This window comes from Kribbella sp. ALI-6-A (genome assembly GCF_001984195.1).
Lineage (GTDB): Bacteria > Actinomycetota > Actinomycetes > Propionibacteriales > Kribbellaceae > Kribbella.
Genome location: NZ_MTQN01000010.1, coordinates 627,994 through 645,699 on the forward strand (window position 1 = coordinate 627,994; position 17,706 = coordinate 645,699).

The window sequence follows — 17,706 nt, forward strand, 5'->3', positions numbered from 1 at the left end:
CGGTCCCGTGATGTGGTTCTTCGGGCTGGTTGTCGTCGTACTGATCGGGGCTGTCGCCGTGGTCGCCTCCGGGCGCTGGGGCGGGATGAGCACGGCGTACGACGACCGGCCGGACGTGTCCGTACCCGCTCGTCAGGCGCTGTCGTCCGACGACATCGCGACCACCCGGTTCGCGGTCGCGCTGCGCGGCTACCGGATGGACGAGGTCGACAACCTGCTGGAGCGCCTCGGCCGCGAGGTCGCCGAACGCGACCGCCGGATCGCCGACCTGGAACGCGCGGTCACCCCGATCCTGCACGGCCCCGAAGGCGCCGGCTTCACGTCGCGGACCGAGTACGACCTGTCCGACTTCGACGACACCGGCTACCAGAAGCCGATCCTCGTCGGCGGCGACTTCCCGGCCCCCGAACCCCAGCCGGAGCCCGGCCTGCCCGCGGGAGCAACCGCGGACCTGCAGCCCGAGCTGCTGCCGGAGCACCCGGCCACGTCGGCGCAGACCGAAGGTTCCCAGCCCGAGCCCGTCCTGCCGCCGGACCCGGTGCTCCCGCAGCCCGAGCCCGGACTGCCGCGCGAGCCCGAGCCCACGCTCCCGCCAGAACCCGAGCCGGAGCCGGTCCTCCCGCCTGACCCGGCCCTGCCGTCGCCTGACGAGTCCCCGAAGGACACGTCGGCGGACGAGTACCCGATCAGGCAGGTCGACGAGTACTCGGCGACCTTGGACCAGCTGGGGACGCAGCAGGCCGCCGTACCGGAGCAGACGCCGGACACCGAGCCGGCGGCTGCCGATCCCGAGACCACCCACCAAGGCAGCGCCGAAGCAACCGACGGCGAGCCAGACGAAGCAGGGACCGCTCCCCGCGGTCGGCACAGCGCGGCGCCCGACGTGGTTCGGCGCCAAGCTCGGTGAGTGTGCTGGGGGCCGACGGTCGGCCCCGGTGCGACTGGGCGGTCTCGGCACCGGAGTACGTCGCCTACCACGACGACGAGTGGGGCCGGGAGATCCGCGACGACCGCGGGTTGTTCGAGCGGATGACGCTGGAGGGCTTCCAGTCGGGGCTGTCGTGGATCACGATCCTGCGGAAGCGGGAGAACTTCCGGCGCGCGTTCGCCGGGTTCGACCCGGTGGTGGTCGCGGCGTACGGGGACGACGACCGGGCCCGGCTGATGGGCGACACCGGGATCGTGCGGAACCGGGCGAAGGTGAACGCGACGATCACCAACGCCCGGGCCTTGCTGGAGCTCGCGCCGGGGGAGCTGACGGAGTTGCTCTGGTCGTTCCAGCCCGACCAGCAGCCGGTACCGCAGACGCTGGCCGACGTCCCGGCGACAACCCCGGAGTCGGTCGCGATGGCGAAGGCGCTGAAGAAGAAGGGCTTCGTGTTCGTCGGCCCGACGACCGCCTACGCGCTGATGCAGGCGACCGGGATCGTCAACGACCACCTGGCCGACTGCATCGCGCGCTGACCGCGGCTCACTTGCCTTCGAACACCGGCTTCTGCTTCGCGACGAACGAAGCCACCGCGTTGCGGTGATCTTCGGTGCTGCCGGTCGCCTGCATCTTGCCGGCCTCGAACGCCAGCGACTCCTCCAGCGTGTGCGACGCCGAGTACGCCAGCGACTGACGCACCGCGCCGTACGCCTGCGTAGGACCAGCGGCCAGCTTCGATGCCAGCTCCGCGGTGGCAGCCTCCAGCTCAGCAGCCGGTACGACGCTCGTCGCCAGCCCCAGCGTCAACGCCTCGGTAGCAGGAATCGTCCGCGGGAAGTACAGCAGCTCCGTCGCCTTCGCCTGGCCGATCAGCCGGGGCAGCGTCCACGAGATCCCCGTGTCGCAGGACAGCGCGATGCCGGTGAAGGCCAGGTTGAAGCCGGCCGTGTCGGCCACCACGCGGAAGTCGCAGGCGAACGCCATCGACGCGCCCGCGCCGGCCGCCACGCCGTTCAGCGACGCGATCACCGGCTTCGGCATCTCGGCCAGCGCCATCGCGATCGGGGCGTAGTGGTCGGGCACCGTCGACCAGAGCGCGTCCAGGTCTCCTGCCTCGAGCAGCCCGATGTGCTCCTTCAGGTCCTGCCCGACACAGAACGCCCGGCCGGTGCCGGTCAGCACGACGCACCGGACCGCCGGGTCCTCGGCCGCTGACCGGACCGTGTCTCGCAGCGCGACCTTCGTCGCGGTGTCCAGCGAGTTCATCGCGTCCGGTCGGTTCAGCCTGATCGTGCCGACGCCCTCGGTCACGTCGTACACCACAGAGTCACTCATCGTTGCCGGCTCCCAACGCTCGGTACGGAAAGGTCAGTGAACAGTCAGGCAGTTGTCGACGAAACGCCCGGCCGCGTGGCTCAGCCGCGCGGCGTGAAAATCGAAGAACGACGCGGCCCGCGCACCGGCCCAATCGGCCGGCAACAGCTCGGCCGGAAGGCCCGGATCGACGAACAGGAACTTGCGCCATTCGTGCACCAGTTCCGACCGTACGGCGAACGCCTGTTCGTCGCTCACCTCGCCGTCGGCCTTCGCCACCAGAGCCGTCGCCTCGACCAGCCAGGCGTCGTACGCGGCGCCCAGTTCGTCGAGCTTCCAGACCCGCCGGGCGAAGGCCACCGCGTCGTTGTCGACCGGCGCGCGGAACCGGTCCGCGGCGATCCCTTCGGCGGCCAGGATCTGGTCGACCTCGGTGTCGTTGCGCAGCCCGACCCAGGCGCCGTCGGACAGCGGAGCCCAACCCAGGAAGGAAAGTTGGCTCACCAGTTGCTCACGGCGACGAGCGTTCGGCACCTCGCGCAGGATGCACAGATGCCAGTGCCGATCCCATCCGCCGGCCGCCGGGGCGGCGTCCGAACCGTCGCCGGCCTGGTCGGTCCGGTAGATCCGGACCGCCGCGTCGTCGAGCCGGCGACGTGCCCGGGTGGTCAACGCGTACCCGGGCTGGCCGTCGGTCCGGACCGGTTCGAGCCAGCCCTGCCGGACCATCCGCGACACGGCCGTGCGGACCGCCGGCGGCTGCACGCCCAGCGGCGCGAGCAGCCGCACCAGGGCAGCCACGGGAGCCCGCGCGCCGCGGGCGCGCAGGTGGTCGCCGTAGAGGTCGAAAAGGGCTGATCGGGCGTGCACGAGACCTGAGTCTGCCGTATGGTGCGCGGCTCTGGCCTCGGATCGGGGATAATGGGTCCTGATACACACACTGCGATAACGCGCCGACGGCGCATCACCGCGTGGCGCCGGCGACGGACACCGCGCGGTGTCGTCGCTCAAAACCGATGAGGACAGTATCCGATGAGGGAAGGGGTGCGCGCATGGCGGCGATGAAGCCGCGGACGGGCGATGGTCCGCTCGAGGTCACCAAGGAGGGCCGGGGCATCGTGATGCGGGTTCCGCTCGAGGGCGGCGGTCGGCTCGTCGTCGAGCTGAACGCGGATGAGGCGACCGAGCTGGGGAACGCGCTCAAGGCCGTGGTCGGCTAGGTGATCCCCGGGGTGCCGCCTTGCGCACCCTTCGATCGACAACCCCGGTGGGTGCCGGATCCCGGCACCCACCGGGGTTGTTACTTCCGCCTGGGAAGTAAAGTCCGGAAATATCTGACAGGTTTGATCAACCCAGTGAGGTCCCCTGTGGCTCGCCGAAGCGCCAAGAACGTCTTTCCGAATCTGCCGGCCGTCGCCTGGCAGCCCGGGCTCCCTGTCCACGGTGCGCCCAGCTGGGTCGTCGTGGTCGGCGAGGCCGGTCTGCCCGCCGCCGCGAAGGAGGCCGGCGAGCGGCTCGGGATCGACCTGGAGCGGCTGCTCGAGGTGCACCGCGACACCGGCTTCAGCCCGGCGGCCGGCGCCACCGCGGCGTACCCGTTGCTGTCCGGTGAGGTGACCGAGGTGCTGCTGGCCGGCGCCGGATCCGGTACGCCGGCCGAGCTGCGGCACGCCGGAGCGGCCATCGCCCGGTTCGGTCGCGGCAAGGACGAACTCACCACACTTGTTGCCGAGGGCATCGACAGCGCGGGCCTGCAGGCCTTCGCCGAGGGGCTCGTGCTCGGCTCGTTCACGTTCCACCGCAAGACCGTCGACCCGGGCCTGCCGGTGGCCGGCCGGATCACGCTGACCGACGGCTCGGACGCCGACCGGTCCGCGCCGGTCGACCGCGGCCTGGTGATCGGCCGGACCGGCTGGCTGGCGCGCCAGTACGCCACCACCCCGTCGAACGAGAAGGACCCGGCCTGGCTCGCCGCCCGGGCGACCGAGCTGGCCGCGCACGGCGGACTCGAGGTGACGGTCTGGGACGAGAAGAAGCTCGCCGCCGACGGGTTCGGCGGCATCCTCGCGGTCGGTCAGGGCTCGACCCGGCCGCCGCGGCTGATCCGGATCGACTACACCCCGGACGGCGCCGGCCCGGACACGCCGTACGTCGTACTGGTCGGCAAGGGCATTACCTACGACACCGGCGGCCTGTCGCTGAAGCCGCGCGAGTCGATGGTCTCGATGAAGCGCGACATGACCGGCGGCGGTTCGGTGATCGCCACGATGTCCGCACTGCGCGAGCTCGGCGCGAAGGTCCGGGTCACCGGCCTGGTCTGCGCCGCGGAGAACATGCCGTCGGGCACGGCGTACCGGCCCGACGACGTGATCCGTCACTACGGCGGCCGGACCACCGAGGTGAAGAACACCGACGCCGAGGGCCGGCTGGTCCTGGCCGACGGTCTCGCGTACGCCGTGAAGGAGCTGAAGCCGGACGCGATGGTCGACGTCGCGACGCTGACCGGCGCCATCAAGGTGTCGCTCGGTTCCATGCTGTACGGCGGCCTGTTCGCCACCGACGACGCGTTGGCGGCCCGGCTCGGCGCCGCCGGTGAGGTCTCCGGCGAGCGCCTGTGGCGGATGCCGCTGCCGGACGAGTACGCCGACCTGATCTCGACGCCGCTCGCCGACTCGGTGAACAGCTCGAAGGGTCCCGGCTCGATCACCGCCGCGCTGTTCCTGAAGAACTTCGCCGGCGACGTGCCGTGGGCCCACCTCGACCTGTCGAGCATCGCCGAGTCCCCGCGCGACGAGTACGAGTACTCGATCGGCGCCACCGGCGCTGGCGCGCGGCTGCTCACCACCTGGCTCACGTCGGACGACCCGCTCGCCGGTATCCGCTGAGGGCGGACGCCCACCACTCACCAACCTCGGTCGAAGTACTCCGTGCACGCTCGGCTGATCGTCATCCGGGCCGGCTGAACCTGCTTGGTGAGTGGTGGGTGTTCAGCTCCCGATGGTGTCCAGTTCGGCGATCGCGTCCTCCGGCAACACCAGGTCGGCGGCCGCGACGTTCTCGCGCAGGTGGGCGACCGACGACGTGCCGGGGATGACGACGCTGGTGGCGGAGCGCTGCAACAGCCAGGCCAGGGCGACCTGCTGGGGCGTGGCGTCGAGCCGCCGGGCGACGTCGGTCAGCGTGCCGGACTGCAGCGGGGTGAAGCCGCCCAGCGGGAAGTACGACGCGAAGGCGATGTTCTCCGCCGCGCACAGGTCGACCAGAGCGTCGTCCTGGCGGTTGGCCAAGTTGTAGAGGTTCTGCACGGTGACGACCGGTGCGATCGCCTGCGCCTCGGACAGCTGGTTCGCGGTGACCGTGCTCAGGCCGAGGTGCCGGATCAAGCCTTGCTTCTGCAGCTCCACCAGCGCGCCGAACTGCTCGGCGAGCGACTCCTCGATCGGTCCCTCGGGCGAGCCCATCCGGAGGTTCACCGCGTCCAGGGTGTCGACGCCGAGGTGCTCGAGGTTCTCGCGGACCTGAGCCTGCAGGTCGGCGGGGTCGCGGGACATGTTCCAGCTGCCGTCGGGCCCGCGCCGGGCGCCGACCTTGGTGATGATCTTCAGCTCGGACGGGTAAGGATGCAGCGCTTCCTTGATGATCTCGTTGGTGACGGTCGGCCCGTAGAAGTCGCTGGTGTCGATGTGGGTGATCCCGAGCTCGACCGCGGTCCGCAGGACGGCGATGGCCTGGTCACGGTCCTTCGGCGGACCGAAGACCCCCGGTCCGGCCAGCTGCATCGCGCCGTAGCCCATCCGGCTGATGACGAGGTCGTCGGCGAGCCGGAGAGCGCCGCCGGGAACGTTGTTGCTCATGGTGTGCCTTTCGCTGGGTCGGGCTGTCTGCCCACCTCCACTCTTCGTCGGCCCGGGCACAACTGACAGTGCCCTGCCGGTCCTGGGACTGGCAGGGCACAGGCTGTTTCGGGAGGCCGGCGGTTCAGCTCAGCAGTGAGCGGTAGAGCTCGACGGTCCGGTCCGCGACCGCGTCCCAGCCGAACTCGGAGACGGCGCGGGCGCGGCCGGCCTTGCCCATCGCCTCGGCCTTGGCGGGGTCGGCGACCAGTTCGTTGATGCCCTCGGCAAGCTGCCGCTCGAAGGTGGGCACGTCGTTCTCGTCGTACCGGACGAGGGTGCCGGTGACGCCGTCGTCGACGACCTCGGGGATGCCGCCGACCGCGCTCGCGACGACGGCGGTCTCGCAGGCCATCGCCTCCAGGTTCACGATGCCGAGCGGCTCGTAGACCGACGGGCAGCAGAACGCGAGCGCGTGCGTGAGCACCTGCCGGACGTCCTCGCGCGGCAGCATCTCCGACACCACGAACACGCCGTCCCGGGCCGCCTTCAGCTCGTCGATCAGGGCGTCGGTCTCGGCCTTCAGCTCCGGCGTGTCCGCCGCGCCGGCGAGCAGCACCAGCTGCACCGACGGATCCAGCTGCAGCCCGGCGCGGAGCAGGTGCGGCACGCCCTTCTGCCGGGTGATCCGGCCGACGAACGTGACGTACGGCCGGTTCAGGTCGACACCGAGCCGGTCGAGCACGTGCGTGGCCGGATCGGGATGGTAGAACTCGGCGTCGATCCCGTTCGAGATCACGTGCACCTTGGCCGGGTCGACACTCGGGTAGCAGTCCAGGACGTCGTCGCGCATGCCGCGGCTGACCGCGACGACGGCGTCCGCCGCCTCGTACGCCGTCCGCTCGGCCCAGCTCGACAGCCGATAGCCGCCGCCGAGCTGCTCGGCCTTCCACGGCCGCCGCGGCTCCAGCGAGTGCGCGGTCACGACGTGCGGTACGCCGTACAGGAGCTTGGCCCAGTGGCCGGCCATGTTCGCGTACCAGGTGTGGGAGTGCACCAGTTCGCTGTCGCCGACTCCGGCGGTCATCGTCAGGTCGGTTGACAGCACCCGGAGTGCGGCGTTGGCCGTGGCCAGCCGCTCGTCCTCCTCGGAGTGGGCGGTCGCGCCCAGCCGGGGCTCGCCCATGCAGTGCACGTCCACGTCGACGAGCCGGCGCAGCTCGCGGACCAGGAAGTCCACGTGCACACCTGCCCCGCCGTAGACGTCCGGAGGGTACTCACGCGTCAGGATGCCGACCTTCATGCCCCCGACCATAGATCAGCTGACCTTTGTGGGCACCCAGAAACGCAACTTGCCGTGGCGCTCGTCCTCCAGCTCGCCGCCGGCGGCCTCGATCACCTTGCGGGAGGCGTCGTGGTCGGCGTCGCAGGTGAGCAGGGCCGGGTCGATGCCGAGCTCGGCGGCGATCGGAAGAGCTTGGGCGAGCATGGCGGTGGCGTGGCCCTGGCGCCGGGCGGACGGCCGTACGACGTACCCGATGTGGCCGCCGAGCTCGAGCAGCGCGGGAGTCAGGTCGTGGCGGATGGACAGGCGCCCCAGCCACTCGTCGCCGTCGGTGAACCAGAGCACGGTCTGGTGGACCAGGCCGGGCGGGAGTTCGAGGGTCTCGTCGGCCTCCGACTTGATGGCGTCGACCAGCCTGGCGAACTCCGCGGGGTCCTCGGCCTGGGCCCGGTTCCAGTCCTCGTCGAGCGCGTGCGCGCCCATCCACCGTTCCTCTTCCGGCTCCAACTCGTCCCAGGCTGCGAGGAACGATCGGTGAACGGCAGCGGTGGGCTCGACGAGGGTTGGCATGTACTCAGTGTGGCGACACTCGCAAGCGTCTATTGCGAAGGGGGAAGCCCGGCTAAGGTGCGGACATGGCGAAGGCTCCCAGAGTGCTCGGAATCGTGCTGGCCGGTGGCGAGGGGAAGCGGCTGATGCCGCTCACGGCGGACCGGGCCAAACCGGCTGTGCCGTTCGGCGGGAGTTATCGCCTGATCGACTTCGTGCTGTCGAACCTGGTCAACGCCGGGTACCGCAACCTGTGCGTGCTGACCCAGTACAAGTCGCACTCGCTGGACCGGCACGTCACGGTCACCTGGCGGATGTCGACGTTCCTGGGCAACTTCGTCACCTGTGTGCCGGCCCAGCAGCGGCTCGGCCCGCAGTGGTACCAGGGCAGCGCGGACGCGATCTACCAGTCGATGAACCTGATCGACGACTTCCAGCCCGACATCATCGTGGTGTTCGGCGCCGACCACGTGTACCGGATGGACGCCTCCCAGATGGTCGCGGCGCACATCGAACGCGGTAACGGCGTCACCGTCGCCGGCATCCGGGTGCCGCGGGTCGAGGCCTCGGAGTTCGGCGTGATCAAGACCGGCGAGGACGGCCACACGATCGCGGAGTTCCTGGAGAAGCCGGCCGACCCGCCGGGGCTGCCGGACTCGCCGGACGAGACGTTCGCCTCGATGGGCAACTACGTGTTCAGCGCCGACGTACTGGTCGAGGCGCTGCGCAAGGACGCCGCCAACCCGGCGTCGCGGCACGACATGGGCGGCGACATCGTCCCGATGCTGGTTGCCGAGGGCAAGGCCGGGGTCTACGACTTCAAGGACAACGATGTCCCGGGCGCACTGGACCGGGACCGCTCGTACTGGCGCGACGTGGGATCGCTGGACTCGTACCACGAGGCCCACATGGACCTGGTCTCGATCCAGCCGGTGTTCAACCTCTACAACTCCGACTGGCCGATCTTCACCTCGCACCCGCAGCTGCCCGGTCCGAAGTTCACCGACAACGCCACGGTCGGCGAGTCGATCGTCTGTCAGGGGTCGATCGTGTCCGGGGCGTGTGTGGACCACTCGGTGCTCGGGACCAACGTGGTCGTTTCGGCCGGCGCCACGATCGAGCGCTCGGTGATCATGGACAACTGCCGGATCGGCCGGAACGTGACGCTGAAGAACGTGATCCTGGACAAGAACGTGGTGGTGCCGGATGGCGTCCAGATCGGTGTCGATCCCGATCACGACCGGCAGCGCGGGTTCACCGTGTCCAAGGGCGGTGTCACCGTGCTCGGCAAGGGCCAGGTGGTGGAACCGCTCGCCGCCGACGCGCCGGAAGAGGTCGCCGAGGCGTGACCGCCGAGGACGCGGGCCGGACCACGCCTGGCAGTGAGGCCGAGGCGCTCGCGCTCGACGCCGCGGATCCCGGGCAGCGGGAGTTGTTCGACGTACCGGCGGCCGACGGGGGGACGTATCCGGAGGTCGCGTACTTCGCGGGCAACTCGCTCGGGCTGCGGCCGAAGGCGACCCGGACCGAGTTGCTCGCCGATCTCGACGCCTGGGCCACGCTCGGCGTCGAGGGCCACTTGGAGGCCGAGCGGCCCTGGTTGCCGTACCACGAACTGCTGACCGGGCCCGCCGCCCGTCTCGTCGGAGCACTGCCGAGCGAGACCGTGGTGATGAACTCCCTCACCGTCAACCTGCACCTGCTGATGGTCTCGTTCTACCGCCCGACCGCCGAGCGGTATCGGATCGTCATCGAGGACTCGGCCTTCCCGTCCGACAGCTACGCGGTCCGGTCGCAGGCTCGCTTCCATGGCCTCGATCCTGATGACGCGATCGTCCGGCTCCGGCCGCGCGACGGCGAGGACTGTCTGCGGACCGAGGACGTGGTCGGCAAGCTCGGCCCGGACGTCGCGCTCGTGCTGCTCGGCGGCGTCAACTACCTGACCGGCGAGCTGATGGACATCCCGGCGATCACGGCCGCGGGGCACGCCGCCGGCGCGGTGGTCGGCTGGGACCTGGCGCATGCCGCGGGCAACGTTCCGCTGCACTTGCACGACTGGGACGTCGACTTCGCCGCCTGGTGCTCGTACAAGTACCTGAACTCCGGACCGGGCGCGCTCGCCGGCGCCTATGTGCACGAGCGGCACCACGGCGGCGACCTGCCGCGGTTCGAGGGCTGGTGGAGCACCGAGCCGGCCACGCGGTTCGAGATGGCGCCGGAGTCACGTCCGCCGCGCTCGGCCGATGCCTGGCAGGTGTCGAACCCGCCGATCTTCGCGATGAGCCCGGTCCGTACGTCGCTGGAGCTGTTCGACCGGATCGGCGTTGACGTGCTGCGGGAGCGCAGCCTGCGGCTGACGGCGTACCTGGAGCGGCTGCTCGCGGAGATCACCCCGACGCGGCCGCTGACGGTGATCACGCCGTCCGATCCGGCCCGGCGAGGTGCTCAGCTGTCGATCCGGGTCGGCGGCGGGCTACGCGCCGGGGAGCTGTGCAAGACCCTGCGCTTCGAGTACGGCGTGATCGCCGACGCGCGCGAGCCGGACGTCGTACGGCTGGCGCCGGTGCCGTTGTACTCGCTTCACCACGACTGCTGGCGTGCGGCCCGGGCCCTGGCGGCCGCCGTACCCGAGACCGACTGACGGAGGCCAGATGACTGTCGCGATCGTTGGAGCCGGGCTGACGGGCAGTCTGCTCGCCTGCTTCCTGGCCCGGCGAGGCCTGCCGGTCACCCTGTACGAGCGGCGGCCCGATCCGCGCACCGGGCAGGCCGAGCGCGGGCGGTCGATCAACCTGGCGATCTCCGAACGGGGGCTCGACGCGCTGCGGCGGATCGGCCTGGACGACGAGGTGATGGCCGACGCGCTGCCGATGAAGGGGCGGATGATCCACCCGGTCGAAGGGCCGCTGGACTTCCAGGCCTACAGCGCCTCGCAGGACCGGGCGATCAACTCGATCAGCCGCGGCGCGCTGAACAACGCGCTGCTGGACGCGGCCGAGAAGGCGCCGGGCGTGGAGATCGTCTTCGAACACAAGCTGGTCTCGCTCGACTCGGCCGGTGGAGTGCTCGGCTTCGAGACGCCGGCCGGGCTGGTCGAGGTGCGGGCGGACGTCGTACTGGGGGCCGACGGTGCCGGGTCGGCGGTGCGCGGGCAGTTGGTGGCCGACGGGTCGGTGGTGGACGACGTCGACTTCCTCGACTACGGGTACAAGGAGTTGTCGATCCCGGCGGCGGACGGGGAGTTCGCGCTGGATCCCGGTGCGCTGCACATCTGGCCGCGTGGGACGTCGATGATGATCGCGCTGCCGAACCCGGATCGGTCCTTCACCTGCACGCTGTTCTGGCCCGCGGGGTCGTTCGACGCGCTGACCACGCCGTTGCAGATCGAGCGGTACTTCGGCGAGCACTACCCCGATCTGTTGCCGCTGGCCCCTTCTCTGGCGGACGACTACCTGAACAACCCGGTCGGCGTACTCGGCACCGTGCACACCCATCCGTGGCAGGCGCACGGCCGCACCGCGCTGATCGGCGACGCCGCGCACGCGATCGTGCCCTTCTACGGCCAGGGCGCGAACTGCGCCTTCGAGGACGTGGTCGCGCTGGACCGCTGCCTGGACGACACCGGCGGTTCCTGGGCCCGGGCGCTGCCGCTGTTCGAGGCCCGTCGCCGGGACAACACCGAGGCGATCGCCGAGATGGCGCTGGCCAACTTCGTCGAGATGCGCGACAAGGTCGCCTCGCCGGTCTTCCGGTTCGGCAAACAGGTCGAGCACGCGGTGGAACGGCTGCTGCCCGGCCGGTACGTCTCCCGGTACGAGCTGGTCAGCTTCACCACCACGCCGTACGCCGAAGTCCGGCGGCGGGTTCGCCGGCAGCACCAAGCGCTGGGCGCCGCCGTGGCGCTCGGCCTCGGCGCTGTCGTCGCCACCACCCGAGCACTGATTCGGAGATCACGATGACCACTCTCTGGCGGCCCGAGTTGCTCACCGGCGATCCCGGTGAACCCGGGCTGCTGCGCAACTTCGTCGACGGTTCGTTCGTCGAGAGCAGCTCGACGTTCGCCAAGGTGAGCCCGGTCACCGGTGCGCACATCTTCGACGTCTGCGAGGCGGACGCGTCGACCGTCGACGCGGCGGTCGGTGCCGCGCGAGCCGCCCTGAAGGGCCCGTGGGGGCGGATGAGCGAGCAGGAGCGCGCCGTCGTCCTGCGCCGGGTCGCCGACGAGCTGGAACGCCGGTTCGACGACCTGGTCGCCGCCGAGGTGGGCGACACCGGCAAGTCGATCAGCCAGGCGCGCACCCTCGACATCCCGCGCGGCGCCGCCAACTTCCGCGCCTTCGCCGACTTCGCGACCACCACGCCGACCGAGTCGTACACGACCACGCTGCCCGACGGCCGGCGCGCCCTCAACTACGCGGTGCGCAAGCCGGCCGGCGTCGTCGCGATCATCGTGCCCTGGAACCTGCCGCTGCTGCTGCTCACCTGGAAGGTCGCCCCCGCGCTTGCCTGCGGCAACACGGTGGTGGTCAAACCGTCCGAGGAGACCCCGGCGTCGGCGACCGTGCTCGCCGAGGTGATGGCCGCGGCCGGCGTACCGGACGGGGTGTTCAACCTCGTGCACGGCTTCGGCCCGTCGTCGGCGGGGGAGTTCCTGACCACGCATCCCGGCGTCGACGCGATCACCTTCACCGGCGAGTCCGCGACCGGGTCCGCGATCGCGAAGGCCGCCGCGGACGGCGTGAAGGCGGTCTCCTTCGAGCTCGGCGGCAAGAACGCCGGGCTGGTCTTCGCCGACGCCGACCTGGACGCGGCGATCGCCGGTTCGGTCCGGTCGGTCTTCACCAACGGCGGCCAGGTCTGCCTGTGCACCGAACGCCTGTACGTCGAACGCCCGGTCTACGACGAGTTCTGCACCCGCCTGGCCGCGGCGGCCGACGCGCTGGCCTTCGGCTGGCCCTCGGACGAGGCGACCGTGAACATGCCGCTGATCTCGCCCGAGCACCGGTCGAAGGTGTTGTCCTACTACGAGCTGGCGCGGGAGGAAGGCGCTACGGTCCTGGCCGGCGGCGGCGTCCCGTCGTTCGGCGACGCCCGCGACAACGGTTGCTACGTGCAACCAACGGTCGTGACCGGTCTGCCCGCCGACGCCCGGACGAACACCGAGGAGGTGTTCGGACCGATCTGCCACATCGCGCCGTTCGACACCGAGGACGAGGCGTTCGCCCTGGCCAACGACAGCAGGTACGGGCTGGCGGCGACCGTGTGGACCCGCGACGTCGGCCGCGCCCACCGCTCGGGTGCCGCGCTGGACGTCGGTCTGGTCTGGGTCAACACGTGGTTCCTACGGGACCTGCGCACGCCGTTCGGCGGTATGAAGCTGTCGGGTCTGGGCCGCGAGGGCGGCACGCACTCGGTCGACTTCTACTCGGATCTCACCAACGTTTGTGTGGAGCTGACATGAGGTCGAAAGTTGTGGCCGGCAAGGCGGTTCCGCGGGGGCGGTTTCCGCATGTGAAGGTGGCGGGTGGGTTCGCGTACGTGTCGGGCACGTCGAGCCGGCGGCCGGACAACACGATCGCCGGGGCTTCGGTGGACGAGCTCGGCACGGTGTCGCTGGACATCCGGGTGCAGACGCGGGCCGTGCTGGACAACATCCGGGACATTCTCGCCTCGGTCGGTGCCGGGCTGGAGGACCTGGTCAGCGTCACGACGTACCTGGTGTCGATGAACGACTTCGGCGGGTACAACGAGGTGTACGGCGAGTTCTTCGACGAGACCGGGCCGGCCCGGACGACGGTCGCGGTGCACCAGTTGCCGCATCCGCAGCTGTTGATCGAGATCCAAGCGGTAGCAGCCGTTCCCGAACAGAGGAGCTGACGATGGCGAACTTGGAGTCGACGAACTTTCCGCAGTGGGTGGAAGACAACAAGCACCTGCTGAAGCCGCCGGTCGGCAACAAGCAGATGTTCCCGACCGGCGACGACTTCATCACGATGGTGGTCGGCGGGCCGAACCAGCGCACCGACTTCCACGTCGACCCGTACGAAGAATTCTTCTACCAGATCTCGGGTGAGTTGCGGGTCAACGTGATGACCGAGGACGGCCCGGCGACCGTCGAGGTCAACGCGGGGGAGATGTGGGTGCTGCCGCGTTCCATGCCGCACTCGCCGCAGCGTGGGCCGGACTCGATCGGCCTGGTGATCGAGCGGGTTCGTGAGCCGGGGGTGCTGGAGAAGTTCCGCTGGTACTGCGCCAACTGCAACGCGATCGTGCACGAGGTCGAGCTGCAGGTGACCGACATCGTCGCGGACCTGCCGCCGGTCTTCCAGGCCTTCTACGACAGCGAGGACGCCCGGACGTGCCCTGAGTGCGGCACGCTGCATCCCGGCAAAGCCTGATGGCGGTCGACGTCCACACGCATCTGGTGCCGAAGGGCTGGCCGGATCTCTCGGTCGCGTGTGGCGGTGAGGGCTGGCCGTGGTTGCGGATCGACTCCGAGCGGGCCGCGATGATCATGGTCGGCGAGACCGAGTTCCGGCCGATCGGGCCGCAGGCCTGGGATCCGGCGGTACGGCGTACCGACATGGATGCCGACGGCATCGATCTGCAGGTGGTGTCGCCGACGCCGGTGTTCTTCGGGTACGACCGGCCGGCCGATCAGGCGGTCAAGCTGGCCAGGATCTTCAACGACCTGACCTTGGAGACGCTGGCAGGCCAGGAGCGGTTCGTGCCGTTCTGCCAGGTTCCGCTGCAGGATCCGGACGCGGCGTGCGAGGAGCTCGACCGCTGCCTGGCGGCCGGGCACGTCGGCGTCGAGATCGGCAACCATGTCGGCGATCGCGACCTGGACGACGACGGGATCGTTGCCTTCCTCACCCATTGTGCCGAGGTCGGTGCCCCCGTCCTGGTGCACCCGTGGGACATGCCCGGCGGGCCGCGGCTCGATCGCTGGATGGCCCGCTGGCTGACCGGGATGCCCGCGGAGACCCATTTGTCCCTGCTCGCGATGATCCTCGGCGGCGCCTTCGACCGCTTGCCACCGCAGCTGCGGATCTGCTTCGCGCACGGCGGTGGCAGCTTCGCGTTCTGGCTCGGCCGGCTCGACAACGCCTGGCACCGCCGCGGCGACGTCGTCCGCGGCCGGTCGATGCATGCCCCGAGCCACTATCTGGACCGGTTCTTTGCCGATACCGTGGTGTTCGACGAAGCCCCGCTGCGGCTGCTGGTCGACACGCTGGGTGAGGATCGAGTGATGGTCGGCAGTGACTACCCGTACCCGTTGGGTGAGCGGCCGGCCGGAGAGGTGGTGCGCAAGGCCGACTTCCTGTCCGACGGGCAACGGCACAAGCTGCTGTCCGCGAACGCGATGCGTTACCTGGGGAGGTCCGGATGACCGAGGACCGCAGCATCCTGTCCCGCGAGGCGGGCGAACCCGACGACCAGCTCCGGTACGGCGCCGACGCCGACCAGGTGATCGACGTGTGGCACGCCAAGGAGTACCGCCCGGCCGTCGTTTTCGTGCACGGCGGTTTCTGGCGCCCGGACTACGACCGCACCCACGCGCGCCCTCTTGCCGAGGCTCTCGCCGCGGAAGGCTGGCCGGTGGCGTCCCTGGAGTACCGGCGGGTCCCTGGCCAGCCCGACATCACGACCAGCGACATCCGCGAGGCGCTGGACCGCCTGCCCGGCCTGATGGACCTGCACGCCGGCTACGTCCTCGTCGGCCACTCAGCCGGCGGCCACCTGGCCCTGTGGGCCGCCGCGACCCTCAACCCGGTACAGCTCCGCGGCGTGGTCGCCCTGGCCCCAGTCGCCAACCTCCTGCTCGCCGACCAACTCATGCTCGACGACGGCGCCGTCCAGGCCTTCATCGGCTCCGGCGTCCGCAACGACCTGGACCCCACGCACCTCCCGGCCCCGATCGCCCCGGTAGCCCTCATCCACGGCACCCGCGACCAGCGCGTCCCGCTGTCGCTCTCGGAGTCCTACTTCATCGCCCACCCCACCGCCAGACTCGACCGTCTGGCCGGCGTGGGCCACTACGAACTCATCGATCCGGAGTCAGAGGCTTGGCACACGGTGACCAACGAGATCACTCGTCTCACTGGTCACCACGACTGAGCGGGCTCAGTCACTCCGCGCGCTTGACCGCGGCCAGTAGGCCGTCGCCGACGGGGAGGAGAGCCGAGACCAGGTCGTCGTCGTCGCGGATGGCGCGGAGCAGGTCGCGGACGGCGGTGGTGTCGGGGTCGCGGTGGGACGGGTCGGCGACGCGGCCGCCGTGCAGGGCGTTGTCGAAGGCGACGACGCCGCCGGGGCGGAGCAGGCGCAGGGCCTCGTGCAGGTACGCCGTGTACTCGCGCTTGTCGGCGTCGCAGAAGACCAGGTCGTAGTGGCCGTCGGTGAGGCGGGTGACGACGTCCAGCGCGGAGCCCGCGATCAGGCGGAAGCGGTTCGCGGGGACGCCGGCGTCCAGGAAGGTCTTGCGGGCCAGGCGCTGGTTCTCGGCGTCGATGTCGACCGTGGTCAGGGTGCCGTCGGGGCGCATGCCGCGCAGCAGCGCGAGGCCGGACACGCCGGTGCCGGTGCCGATCTCGACCACCGCCTTGGCGCCGACGGCCGCGGCCAGCACGCTCAGCGCGGAGGCGGCGCCGGGCCCGATCGCGGACACTCCGCTGTCGGCGGCGCTCGCCCGGGCACCGGTGACCGCCTCGGTCTCACCGGTGTAGTCCTCGGCGTAGGCCCAGGACGCGGGATCGATGCCGGTGGCGATGATGCCCTCCCAATGTCTCGCCGCTGCAGTCCTCATCTCTCGAAAGCCTAGCGTCCCCGAGTCTCGCTTCCGCGCCTCCCGCGCTGGGACTGCGCAGTCTTGCTCGTAAGCGTGCTACTTGAGTCAGATATGATCGTGCTGACGGGTCAGGGATCACCCCGGGAGGTGGCAGTGCGGTTGTTCAGCGGATCAGGACCGGATGACGTCGATGCCGGCTTCCTTGAAGACCGTGAGCTGGGACTCGTCGGCCTGGGCGTCGGTGACGAGGGTGTCGATCTCGCTCAGCTCGCAGATCCGGGCGAAGGCGCGCTGCCCGAGCTTGCTGGAGTCGGCCACCACGACGACCTTGGCGGCCCGGCTGACGATCAGCTGGTTGATGTTCGCCTCGCCCTCGTGGTGGGCGGTGGCGCCGGTCTCGTCGATGCCGTCGACGCCGATGAACGCGATGTCCAGCGACAGGTCGGCCAGGATCCGGTGCGACAGCGGCCCGATCATCTCGTACGACTGCGGCCGGGCGACGCCGCCGGTGAGCACCATCTTCACGTGCGGCCGGACGATCAGCTCGTTGGCGATGTTCAGCGCGTTGGTGACAAGCGTGAAGGCCGGCTCGCCGTGCTCGGCCGACAGCTCCGGCCGGGTCGCCAGCGTGCGCGCCACCTCGGAGATCGTCGTGCCGCCGTTCATGCCGATCACCATGCCGCGGCGGACCAGTGTGGCCGCGGCTTGCGCGATCCGCTGCTTTTCCGACGCAAAACGCGCAGTCTTGTAGCGCAGCGGCAAGTCGTAGGACACCGCGTTGGCCACCGCGCCGCCGCGGGTCCGGGTGAGGAGCTGCTGCTTGCCCAGGTGGTCCAGGTCGCGGCGGATGGTCGCCGCGGAGACGTGCAGCTGCTCGGCGAGCTCGTCGACGTCGATCGCGCCCTTCTCGGCCAGCGACTCGAGCAACGTGTTCAGCCGTTCATAACGCTTCACCCGGGGCTCCTCCTTTACACGATCGGACAGCCGGGCGGCTGCCGGTTGGCGC

19 protein-coding genes are annotated in these 17,706 nt (G+C 70.3%); 12 read left to right on the plus strand and 7 right to left on the minus strand.

Features of this window, described 5'->3' with window-relative positions:
* Positions 1 to 10: 10 nt before the first annotated feature.
* Together BWI15_RS17360 and BWI15_RS17365 are read left to right on the plus strand one after the other, a co-directional pair.
* The gene (locus tag BWI15_RS17360; RefSeq protein ID WP_077015437.1) at positions 11 to 907 is read left to right on the plus strand and encodes a DivIVA domain-containing protein; all 897 of its coding nucleotides are present in this window, start codon (positions 11 to 13) and stop codon (positions 905 to 907) included.
* Positions 904 to 1,464: a DNA-3-methyladenine glycosylase I gene (locus BWI15_RS17365; RefSeq protein ID WP_077015438.1), complete on the plus strand. Its 561-nt coding sequence runs from the start codon at positions 904 to 906 to the stop codon at positions 1,462 to 1,464. The genes BWI15_RS17360 and BWI15_RS17365 overlap by 4 nt, the downstream gene beginning before the upstream one ends.
* A 7-nt stretch (positions 1,465 to 1,471) precedes the next feature.
* Here BWI15_RS17365 and BWI15_RS17370 read toward each other — a convergent pair whose 3' ends face one another.
* Both BWI15_RS17370 and BWI15_RS17375 read right to left on the minus strand, forming a co-directional pair.
* Positions 1,472 to 2,263: an enoyl-CoA hydratase/isomerase family protein gene (locus BWI15_RS17370; RefSeq protein ID WP_077015439.1), complete on the minus strand. Its 792-nt coding sequence runs from the start codon at positions 2,261 to 2,263 to the stop codon at positions 1,472 to 1,474.
* 33 nt (positions 2,264 to 2,296) lie between these two features.
* A complete protein-coding gene (locus BWI15_RS17375) occupies positions 2,297 to 3,112 on the minus strand; it encodes a PaaX family transcriptional regulator (RefSeq protein ID WP_077015440.1) in 816 nt (271 codons plus the stop codon).
* Between the two features lie 182 nt (positions 3,113 to 3,294).
* On the opposite strand from BWI15_RS17375, the gene BWI15_RS17380 reads away from it, so the two are divergent.
* Together BWI15_RS17380 and BWI15_RS17385 are read left to right on the plus strand one after the other, a co-directional pair.
* Positions 3,295 to 3,462 carry a DUF3117 domain-containing protein gene (locus BWI15_RS17380; protein WP_012923066.1) on the plus strand — a complete coding sequence of 56 codons (168 nt, stop codon included), beginning with the start codon at positions 3,295 to 3,297 and terminating at the stop codon, positions 3,460 to 3,462.
* Positions 3,463 to 3,609: 147 nt separating this feature from the next.
* Positions 3,610 to 5,127, plus strand: a complete 1,518-nt coding sequence (locus BWI15_RS17385) for a leucyl aminopeptidase family protein (RefSeq protein WP_077015441.1) — start codon at positions 3,610 to 3,612, stop codon at positions 5,125 to 5,127.
* Between the two features lie 102 nt (positions 5,128 to 5,229).
* On the opposite strand, the gene BWI15_RS17390 is transcribed toward BWI15_RS17385, so the two are convergent.
* The 3 genes from BWI15_RS17390 to BWI15_RS17400 all read right to left on the minus strand — a co-directional run bounded on the left by BWI15_RS17390 (position 5,230) and on the right by BWI15_RS17400 (position 7,930).
* Entirely contained in the window at positions 5,230 to 6,096 is an 867-nt protein-coding gene (locus BWI15_RS17390) for an oxidoreductase (RefSeq protein ID WP_077015442.1), read from the minus strand.
* A gap of 124 nt (positions 6,097 to 6,220) precedes the next feature.
* Positions 6,221 to 7,378, minus strand: coding sequence for a glycogen synthase (gene glgA, locus BWI15_RS17395; protein WP_077016046.1), 1,158 nt, complete (start codon positions 7,376 to 7,378; stop codon positions 6,221 to 6,223).
* Positions 7,379 to 7,393: 15 nt separating this feature from the next.
* Positions 7,394 to 7,930 carry a GNAT family N-acetyltransferase gene (locus BWI15_RS17400; protein WP_077015443.1) on the minus strand — a complete coding sequence of 179 codons (537 nt, stop codon included), beginning with the start codon at positions 7,928 to 7,930 and terminating at the stop codon, positions 7,394 to 7,396.
* Positions 7,931 to 7,995: 65 nt separating this feature from the next.
* On the opposite strand from BWI15_RS17400, the gene glgC reads away from it, so the two are divergent.
* Genes glgC through BWI15_RS17440 form a run of 8 tightly spaced genes read left to right on the plus strand, consistent with a single transcriptional unit; the run spans position 7,996 to position 16,030 of the window.
* On the plus strand, positions 7,996 to 9,258 hold the full coding sequence (gene glgC, locus BWI15_RS17405) for a glucose-1-phosphate adenylyltransferase (protein ID WP_077015444.1): 1,263 nt from the start codon (positions 7,996 to 7,998) through the stop codon (positions 9,256 to 9,258).
* Positions 9,255 to 10,550 (plus strand): kynureninase, encoded by a 1,296-nt coding sequence (gene kynU / locus BWI15_RS17410; protein WP_077015445.1) that lies wholly within the window; start codon positions 9,255 to 9,257, stop codon positions 10,548 to 10,550. Before glgC ends, kynU begins: the two co-directional genes overlap by 4 nt.
* 10 nt (positions 10,551 to 10,560) lie before the next feature.
* A complete protein-coding gene (locus BWI15_RS17415; RefSeq protein ID WP_077015446.1) occupies positions 10,561 to 11,868 on the plus strand; it encodes an FAD-dependent oxidoreductase in 1,308 nt (435 codons plus the stop codon).
* Complete coding sequence (locus BWI15_RS17420; RefSeq protein WP_077015447.1) at positions 11,865 to 13,370, plus strand: 2-hydroxymuconic semialdehyde dehydrogenase; 1,506 nt, start codon at positions 11,865 to 11,867, stop codon at positions 13,368 to 13,370. The genes BWI15_RS17415 and BWI15_RS17420 overlap by 4 nt, the downstream gene beginning before the upstream one ends.
* Positions 13,367 to 13,786, plus strand: coding sequence for a RidA family protein (locus tag BWI15_RS17425; protein ID WP_077015448.1), 420 nt, complete (start codon positions 13,367 to 13,369; stop codon positions 13,784 to 13,786). The genes BWI15_RS17420 and BWI15_RS17425 overlap by 4 nt, the downstream gene beginning before the upstream one ends.
* A 2-nt stretch (positions 13,787 to 13,788) precedes the next feature.
* Positions 13,789 to 14,307, plus strand: coding sequence for a 3-hydroxyanthranilate 3,4-dioxygenase (locus BWI15_RS17430; protein ID WP_077015449.1), 519 nt, complete (start codon positions 13,789 to 13,791; stop codon positions 14,305 to 14,307).
* Positions 14,307 to 15,302 carry an amidohydrolase family protein gene (locus BWI15_RS17435; protein ID WP_077015450.1) on the plus strand — a complete coding sequence of 332 codons (996 nt, stop codon included), beginning with the start codon at positions 14,307 to 14,309 and terminating at the stop codon, positions 15,300 to 15,302. Before BWI15_RS17430 ends, BWI15_RS17435 begins: the two co-directional genes overlap by 1 nt.
* Complete coding sequence (locus BWI15_RS17440; protein WP_077015451.1) at positions 15,299 to 16,030, plus strand: alpha/beta hydrolase family protein; 732 nt, start codon at positions 15,299 to 15,301, stop codon at positions 16,028 to 16,030. Before BWI15_RS17435 ends, BWI15_RS17440 begins: the two co-directional genes overlap by 4 nt.
* 10 nt (positions 16,031 to 16,040) lie before the next feature.
* Here the strand turns inward: BWI15_RS17440 and BWI15_RS17445 are convergent, their stop codons facing one another.
* Together BWI15_RS17445 and BWI15_RS17450 are read right to left on the minus strand one after the other, a co-directional pair.
* Positions 16,041 to 16,718: an O-methyltransferase gene (locus BWI15_RS17445; protein ID WP_077015452.1), complete on the minus strand. Its 678-nt coding sequence runs from the start codon at positions 16,716 to 16,718 to the stop codon at positions 16,041 to 16,043.
* A 153-nt stretch (positions 16,719 to 16,871) separates the two neighbouring features.
* Positions 16,872 to 17,654, minus strand: a complete 783-nt coding sequence (locus tag BWI15_RS17450; RefSeq protein WP_077015453.1) for a DeoR/GlpR family DNA-binding transcription regulator — start codon at positions 17,652 to 17,654, stop codon at positions 16,872 to 16,874.
* Positions 17,655 to 17,706: the final 52 nt, after the last annotated feature.

What these genes read in the sequence shown, in the direction of transcription:
- BWI15_RS17360 (WP_077015437.1), top strand. Translation starts at nt 11, where the DNA reads ATGTGGTTCTTCGGGCTGGTTGTCGTCGTACTGATCGGGGCTGTCGCC.
- BWI15_RS17370 (WP_077015439.1), bottom strand. Translation starts at nt 2,263, where the DNA reads ATGAGTGACTCTGTGGTGTACGACGTGACCGAGGGCGTCGGCACGATC.
- BWI15_RS17380 (WP_012923066.1), top strand. Translation starts at nt 3,295, where the DNA reads ATGGCGGCGATGAAGCCGCGGACGGGCGATGGTCCGCTCGAGGTCACC.
- BWI15_RS17390 (WP_077015442.1), bottom strand. Translation starts at nt 6,096, where the DNA reads ATGAGCAACAACGTTCCCGGCGGCGCTCTCCGGCTCGCCGACGACCTC.
- glgA (WP_077016046.1), bottom strand. Translation starts at nt 7,378, where the DNA reads ATGAAGGTCGGCATCCTGACGCGTGAGTACCCTCCGGACGTCTACGGC.
- BWI15_RS17400 (WP_077015443.1), bottom strand. Translation starts at nt 7,930, where the DNA reads ATGCCAACCCTCGTCGAGCCCACCGCTGCCGTTCACCGATCGTTCCTC.
- glgC (WP_077015444.1), top strand. Translation starts at nt 7,996, where the DNA reads ATGGCGAAGGCTCCCAGAGTGCTCGGAATCGTGCTGGCCGGTGGCGAG.
- BWI15_RS17415 (WP_077015446.1), top strand. Translation starts at nt 10,561, where the DNA reads ATGACTGTCGCGATCGTTGGAGCCGGGCTGACGGGCAGTCTGCTCGCC.
- BWI15_RS17420 (WP_077015447.1), top strand. Translation starts at nt 11,865, where the DNA reads ATGACCACTCTCTGGCGGCCCGAGTTGCTCACCGGCGATCCCGGTGAA.
- BWI15_RS17425 (WP_077015448.1), top strand. Translation starts at nt 13,367, where the DNA reads ATGAGGTCGAAAGTTGTGGCCGGCAAGGCGGTTCCGCGGGGGCGGTTT.
- BWI15_RS17430 (WP_077015449.1), top strand. Translation starts at nt 13,789, where the DNA reads ATGGCGAACTTGGAGTCGACGAACTTTCCGCAGTGGGTGGAAGACAAC.
- BWI15_RS17435 (WP_077015450.1), top strand. Translation starts at nt 14,307, where the DNA reads ATGGCGGTCGACGTCCACACGCATCTGGTGCCGAAGGGCTGGCCGGAT.
- BWI15_RS17440 (WP_077015451.1), top strand. Translation starts at nt 15,299, where the DNA reads ATGACCGAGGACCGCAGCATCCTGTCCCGCGAGGCGGGCGAACCCGAC.
- BWI15_RS17445 (WP_077015452.1), bottom strand. Translation starts at nt 16,718, where the DNA reads ATGAGGACTGCAGCGGCGAGACATTGGGAGGGCATCATCGCCACCGGC.